General features: G+C 74.0%; 5 protein-coding genes. 2 read left to right on the top strand and 3 right to left on the bottom strand.

Features of this window, described 5'->3' with window-relative positions; translation table 11 throughout:
* The first annotated feature begins 44 nt into the window (after nt 1–44).
* Entirely contained in the window at nt 45–1,547 is a 1,503-nt protein-coding gene (locus tag DQW06_RS02600) for a nitrilase-related carbon-nitrogen hydrolase (protein ID WP_117197890.1), read from the top strand.
* A gap of 214 nt (nt 1,548–1,761) precedes the next feature.
* On the opposite strand, the gene DQW06_RS02605 is transcribed toward DQW06_RS02600, so the two are convergent.
* Complete coding sequence (locus DQW06_RS02605) at nt 1,762–2,097, bottom strand: hypothetical protein (RefSeq protein ID WP_061082083.1); 336 nt, start codon at nt 2,095–2,097, stop codon at nt 1,762–1,764.
* Between the two features lie 358 nt (nt 2,098–2,455).
* On the opposite strand from DQW06_RS02605, the gene DQW06_RS02610 reads away from it, so the two are divergent.
* Nucleotides 2,456–3,424 (top strand): YafY family protein, encoded by a 969-nt coding sequence (locus DQW06_RS02610; protein ID WP_117197891.1) that lies wholly within the window; start codon nt 2,456–2,458, stop codon nt 3,422–3,424.
* Nucleotides 3,425–3,472: 48 nt separating this feature from the next.
* On the opposite strand, the gene DQW06_RS02615 is transcribed toward DQW06_RS02610, so the two are convergent.
* Entirely contained in the window at nt 3,473–4,267 is a 795-nt protein-coding gene (locus DQW06_RS02615; RefSeq protein ID WP_071622600.1) for an SDR family NAD(P)-dependent oxidoreductase, read from the bottom strand.
* A 217-nt stretch (nt 4,268–4,484) separates the two neighbouring features.
* The gene (locus tag DQW06_RS02620) at nt 4,485–5,405 is read right to left on the bottom strand and encodes a carbohydrate kinase family protein (protein ID WP_071622599.1); all 921 of its coding nucleotides are present in this window, start codon (nt 5,403–5,405) and stop codon (nt 4,485–4,487) included.
* Between the last annotated feature and the right edge of the window lie 99 nt (nt 5,406–5,504).

The raw sequence follows: 5,504 nt of genomic DNA on the forward strand, positions 1-5,504 counted from the left end.
CTCCTGTTCCCCGAGACCCCCGTTCCCGAGACGAAGGCCGAACCATGACCGCGCCCCCGACCCTCCCGCGCTACGCCTGGCTCCTCGCCGGTACCGCCCTGTCCCTCTTCGCGATGCAGGCCGCCTGGGACATCGCGCTGCTCGCGTGGGTCTATCCGGTCCTGCTGCTGCGCTTCGCACGCGCCAGCCGACCGCTGCCCGCCCTGTCGGGCGTCCTCGCCGCCAGCACGACGGCCGTGCTGGTCTGGCTGTGGCTGGCCGACCTGCTCTCCCCGCCGCTGGTGCTGCTCGCCTTGGCCCTGGCCCTGGCCGACGCGGCCCCCTACGCCGTCGACCGCCTCCTGTACCGCCGACTGGGGGAGCGCGCCCCGTGGTGGGTCAGCCTGGTCTTCCCGCTCGCCACCGTGGCCGTGGAGTTCACGGTGGCCTCGGTGACCCCCTTCGGCACCATCCACGGGGTTCTCGGCGCCACCCAGGCCGACAACCTCCCTCTGATCCAGGTGGCCTCGGTGACCGGTGTGTACGGAGTGAGCTTCCTGGTGGCCTGGGCGTGCTCGGCGGCGGCGCTGCTGTGGGCACGCGGCCTGACCGACCGCGCGGCCCGCACGGTGGCGGCGGCCTGCGCCGGGACGGTCGCGCTGGTCGCGGTCGCGGGCGGCGCTCGCCTGGTATTCGCCGCGCCCTCGGGCGACACCGTGCGCGTCGCGGGGGTCACCACCTCGCAGGACGCGTGGGAGGAGCTGGTGCCGACCTTCCGGGAGTACGACTCGTTGGAGGCGCTGCGGGCCGCCGATCCGGTCGTGCTGCGTGAGCGCTTCGGCGTCGTCAACGACGAACTCCTCGCCAGCACCGCGAGGGAGGCGGCCGCGGGCGCCGAGGTCGTGGTGTGGCCCGAGTCGGCGGCCTTCACCCTGGAGGAGGACCGCGACCTGCTGGTGGCCGACATCCGGGAGGTGGCCCGGGACCACGGGGTGTACGTCAACGCCGGTATGTCGGTCTACACCGGGCGGGCTCCCCACATCCGCAACCAGATGCTCATGGTCGCCCCGGACGGCGAGGTCGTGTGGACCTACGACAAGAGCAGGCCGGTGCCCGTCCTGGAGCCCTACGAGCCGGGGCCCGGCACGGTGCCCGTCGCGGACACGCCGGCGGGGAGGCTGGCCGTGGCCATCTGCTACGACGCCGACTTCCCGGGACTGGTCCGCCAGGCGGGCGCGCGGGGCGTGGACGTCCTGCTGGTCGGCGCCAACACCTGGGAGGGGATCAAGGAGATGCACGCGCGCAACGCGGTGTTCCGCGCGGTGGAGAACGGCTCGGCCCTGTTCCGGCAGGCGAGCCGCGGCCGCGCCAACGCCACCGACCACCAGGGGCGGGTGCTGGCGACGACCGACTACTTCACCACCGGGCAGCAGACCATGGTCGCCATGGTGCCCCGGGAGGGGGTGACCACGGTCTACTCCCGGATCGGGGACGCCTTCGCCTGGACGTGCGTCGCCGCCCTGGCCGCGCTCGCCGTGCTCTCGGTGGCCCGGCCGCGCCGGGAGTGAGCCGAGGGTCCCGGGTCCGAGAGGGCGACCGCGGTCCTGGCGCTCGTGCGCGGACTCGCAGGCGGTTCCCGGCCGGGCACCGGCAACGGGCTCCGGACGACCGCCCGGACCGGCTGTTCCCCGGCTGACGGGAGCGGCGCACGAACGGCCCGCCCGGGGCACGGGTGCTCCGGGCGGGCCGTGCCCTCCCGGCCGGGGCCGGGAGGGTGGTAGGTCAGTTGTTGCCGAAGAAGTGGTCGGCGGCGGCACCGCCCGGGTCCTCCGCGATACCGCTCACGGTGTCCACCTGGTCCTGGAAGCCGCCGACCGCCTCGGTGGCGCTGTCCTGGAAACCGCCCACGGCCTCCTCGCCGTAGGCCTGGGCGCCTTCGGCGAACCCGCCGACGGCTTCCTCGCCGTAGGCCTGCGCGGCCTCTCCGGCGCCGCCCAGGGTCTCACCGACCCCGCCCACGGCCTCGCCGACTCCGCCCACGGCGTCGGACACTCCCTGGGCTGCTTCCTCGGCTGCTCCGCCGAAGATGTTGCTCAACCAGTCCATCACGTCGCGCACATCCTTATCTCAGGTCCGTGGGGGCCTATTCCGTCTATGTCTACCCGGCCCGGGTAAACTCTCAGTAAGAGATGGACGCGCAGAGTGATCGCACAGGGGCGCAACGCGACTTCCGCGCTGCTCCCTTTCCCGGGAGCCGCTGGTCAGCGCACGAGGTCTCCACCCCAGGCGACGGGGAGCGAACCCACGAAAACGCCGACGGTGTCCACGATCACACCACTGGTGCCTTTCTGCCACCCCCGTGACCGTGCGCAAATCCGTGTTCTGGACTGCCGGAACTCCCGGCCAGATCGGCGACCCCGCCGCACCGGGGGATTGCGGTCGGAATCCGGCCACAACCCGCCGGAGAATGGGCCGTATGGCCGACACGAGTGCGCGGATGCTGCGCCTGCTCTCCCTGCTCCAGACCGGCAGGTCCTGGCCCGGCGCGGACCTGGCCGCCGCCCTGGAGGTCAGCCCGCGGTCGCTGCGCCGCGACATCGACCGGCTGCGCGAACTGGGCTACGCGGTGGAGAGCCTCCGCGGTCCCGGAGGCCACTACCGGCTGGCCGCTGGCCGCGCGGTGCCGCCCCTGCTCCTGGAGGACGACGAGGTCGTGGCCGCCGCCCTGGGCCTGCGGATCGTCGCCGCCGGGCTCGGCGGGGTGGAGGGGGTGGAGGAGAGCGCGGAGCGGGCCCTGGCCCGGCTCGGCCGGGTACTGCCCTCGCGCCTGGCCCGCAGGGCGAAAGCCATGGCCGCGGCGGTCGAACCGGAGCAGCGGGTGTGGCCGGGCGTGCGGACACGGGTCCTCACCGACCTGGGCGAGGCCGTCGCGGACGGGCACTGGGTCCGGATGCTCCACCGCGGCGGCGACGGCCGCGAGCTGCGCCGCAAGGTGGACCCGTACCGGCTGGTCCTGACCGGACGGCGCTGGTACCTGTTCGCCTGGGACCGCGAGCGCGACGACTGGCGGACCTTCCGACTCGACCGGATCACCGGGGTCACCCCCACGAGGGCGCCCTTCACCCGCCGGGAGCTGCCCGGGGAACCGCTGGCCGAGCACCTGGAGCGGGGCTTCGGGGCGGGGCGGGCCCGGCACACGGTGTCGGTCCTGTTCGACGCGTCGGCCGGGGAGGTGGCGGCGCGGATCTCCCGGATCGACGGCGACCTGGAGGCGGTCGGCCCCGACCGGGCGCGCTACACCGCCCGCGTGGACTCCCACGAGTGGCTCGCGGTCGTCCTCGCGCTCACCGGCCTGCCCTTCACGGTCGAGGGTCCGCCGGAGTTCGCCCGCCGCACCGCGGCGCTCGCCGACCGGCTCCACCGGTCCGTGGACACCACCGGCTGAGAGCGGCGCCGTGCCCGGACGCCGGGTGCCCGGCGTCCGGGCGCGTTCTCAGGGGACGATGGAGTCGACGTATCCGCCGTCCACCCGCACGGCGGCCCCCGTGGTGGCCGAGGCCAGCGGCGAACTCAGGTAGGCGACCATGTTGGCGATCTCCTCGGGTTCGATCAGCCGCTGCAGCAGCGACTGCGGCCGGTGCAGGCGCATGAACTCCCGCTGCGCCTCCTCCCACGGCAGGTTCCGGTCGACGAGCTGGTAGACGAAGTCCTCCACGCCTCCGGTGTGGGTGGGACCGGCGATCACCGAGTTGACGGTCACCCCCGTGCCCGCGGCCTCCTTGGCGAACCCCCGCGAGACCGCGAGCAGCGCCGTCTTGGACATGCCGTAGTGGATCATCTCGGCCGGGATCACCACCGCCGAGTCGCTGGCGATGTTGAGCACCCGGCCCCACCCGCGTTCCGTCATCCCGGGCAGGAACTCCCTGGTCAGGCGCACGGCGGAGAGCACGTTGACCTCGAAGTAGCGCCGCCACTCCTCGTCGGAGATGTCGAGCGCGTCCTGAGCCCCGAAGATCCCGAGGTTGTTGACGAGCACGTCGAGCCGGGGGAGCAGCTCGCGGAGCCGGTCGACGCCCTCCTCGGTGGTCACGTCGGCGGTCGCGGCCACCAGCGCGGCCCCGGGCACCCGCTCGGTGACCGCCTCCACCGCGCGGGCCACCTTCTCCTCGCCGCGCCCGTTGACCGCCACCGTCGCCCCGGCGCGCGCCAGCGTCGTGGCGATGGCCAGGCCGATGCCCTGGGTCGAGCCGGTCACCAGGGCCGTGCGTGTACGCAGATCGATGTCCATGGGGTCACGCTACGTCGCTCCGTGCCCCGCCGCCCAACGCGACCCGGCGACCGGGGTGGTGTGGGCGGCCGGGGCGACCGCGAGACGTGCGTGGATCCTGCGCGCCCCGTCCGGCTGTCGGGCGCTGGGCGGGGACCGGCCCCGCCGCCGGCGCCGTGGCCGTCAGGGTTCAGGGCCCGCTCCGCACGCTACACCGGCACCACTTCCGGCCGCCCCCTCACGCGGGCTCGTACTCGGCGTCCTCGGACAGACGGCGCAGCGTGGGCAGGTCGATCAGTTCGGTGTGCGTTCCCGCGCTGCCGCAGGTGAAGGCCCCCGCCACCGCACCGGCCAGGACGCACAGCTCCACGGGTTCCCCGCCGAGCCAGGCGTGCAGGAAGGCGGCCACGAACGCGTCCCCCGCGCCGTTGCTGTCCACCACCGGCCGGTTCGGCCGCACCGCGGGAAAGCCGCGCGGCGCGTCCCAGCCCCGTTCCAGGACGTGGCAGCCCCGTTCGCCGTCGGTGGCGACGGCGACCCGGGCCCGCCCCCGGCCGACCACGTCGCGCAGCACGTCCCCGACCCCGTCGCGGACCCTCGCCGCGCTCATGAACACCACGTCCGAGCGCAGCGCGTAGTGCAGGTGGTGGGGGTTCGTCCCGTCCCAGTCGTGCAGGTCCGTGGAGGTGGTGAGGCCGTGGCGCTCCAGGTCCCCGTACATGTCCCGGTTGTGGCCGATGATCGACAGGTGCGCGTGCCGGGCCCGTCGCACGAAGGGCAGGTAGAACTCCGGGGGCAGCCGCAGGTCTCCCGGATGGCGCCCGTCGTAGAAGGAGAAGCGGCGCCCGCTCCGGTCCACGAGGTTGACGCCCCGGGGCGTGCCGTGCGGTGAGACGGTGTGGCTGAAGTCCAGTCCCCGCTCGGCGTAGGAGTCGAGCACCATCCGGCCCTGGGCGTCGTCCCCCAGGTAGTCGATGAACTTGGTGGCCAGCCCCAGCGCGTGGCACCCCAGCGCCACCCCGTTGCCGGTGTGCCCCACGTAGTCGACCACCGGCGGGACGAACACCGAGTCCCCGCCGGGCAGGGCCAGCTCGTCCACCCGGACGATCGTGTCGACGCCCGAGCCCCCCACCACCAGCACGTCGTATCCGTCCGTCACGGACTCCCCCTCGTCTCCGTCCGCCTCCCTGGGACAGGCGGCCCCGGCAAAGCATAGGGACGTCCGGACACCGCGACCAGGGGACGCGGTCGTCGGGAG

The sequence above is a fragment of the Nocardiopsis sp. TNDT3 genome (assembly GCF_003427465.1).
Taxonomy (GTDB): domain Bacteria; phylum Actinomycetota; class Actinomycetes; order Streptosporangiales; family Streptosporangiaceae; genus Nocardiopsis; species Nocardiopsis dassonvillei.

Excerpts from the sequence above, each read along its gene's own strand:
- DQW06_RS02615 (WP_071622600.1), bottom strand. The coding sequence starts at position 4,267 with ATGGACATCGATCTGCGTACACGCACGGCCCTGGTGACCGGCTCGACC.
- DQW06_RS02600 (WP_117197890.1), top strand. The coding sequence starts at position 45 with ATGACCGCGCCCCCGACCCTCCCGCGCTACGCCTGGCTCCTCGCCGGT.
- DQW06_RS02610 (WP_117197891.1), top strand. The coding sequence starts at position 2,456 with ATGGCCGACACGAGTGCGCGGATGCTGCGCCTGCTCTCCCTGCTCCAG.